The organism is Paraplanobispora takensis, from assembly GCF_016863195.1.
Taxonomy (GTDB): Bacteria; Actinomycetota; Actinomycetes; order Streptosporangiales; family Streptosporangiaceae; genus Planobispora; species Planobispora takensis.
Genome location: NZ_BOOK01000149.1, coordinates 1 through 709, shown reverse-complemented (window position 1 = coordinate 709; position 709 = coordinate 1). Strand labels below are relative to the sequence as shown.

The 709-nt window shown below is 69.4% G+C and carries 1 protein-coding gene; it reads right to left on the bottom strand.

What is annotated here, in order from left to right; translation table 11 throughout:
• Window positions 1-98: 98 nt before the first annotated feature.
• Window positions 99-709: DUF2334 domain-containing protein (locus Pta02_RS40845; protein WP_203880422.1), on the bottom strand; the 611-nt coding region annotated here is incomplete at its 5' end.

The following is a 709-nucleotide window of genomic DNA, read 5'->3' as shown; positions in this document are numbered from 1 at the left end:
GCTTACCCGATGAAGCACCGCGGTATATGCCCCTACCTGCGGGTTCTCGTTCAGAGTAACCATGGGTCACCAAAACCGGCAAACCGCCTGGCAATCCTTTACCCGACGTGTTCGGTGAGGGGTACGGCGGGCGTCGTGCCGGTGGAGGTCAGGGCGGCCGGCGCCACGAAGGCGTAGCCGAGGTCCTCGATCCCGTCGATGATCTCGCCGAGGCGGTCGGTGCCGAGGTAGGGGTGGTAGAAGAAGCTGGCCACGCCGTCGCGCACCACGAGGTTGGCCTCGGCGGCCTCGACCAGGTCGGCCTGCAGCACCGACGGGTTGTTGTTGTAGCCGGTCAGCACGATGTTGCCGAGGTTCTCGGGCAGCACCTTGGAGCCGTAGACGTCGGTGACGGTGTAGGGGAAGAACTGCCCGGTCATGTGCTCGGGGCGGGGGGCGGTGCCCGACAGGGTGCCGGCGAAGTACAGGCTGCGCTCGTAGCGGGCGCCGAAGCGGGTGAGCGCCGCCTTGTAGTCGGCGGCCGAGGCGGCGTAGTGCGGGAACTCGAAGATCGTCGGGACCGGCAGCCCCGCGGCCCGGAACTCCGCGGCCGAGGCCATCATGCGCCCGGCCGCCCAGGCGGTGGAGTCGCCGGGCACGGGCCCGTCGTAGCGGACGTAGTCGCCGGCGTCGACGTGGGCGGCGTAGAACTCGAAGTCCGCGCCGCTGA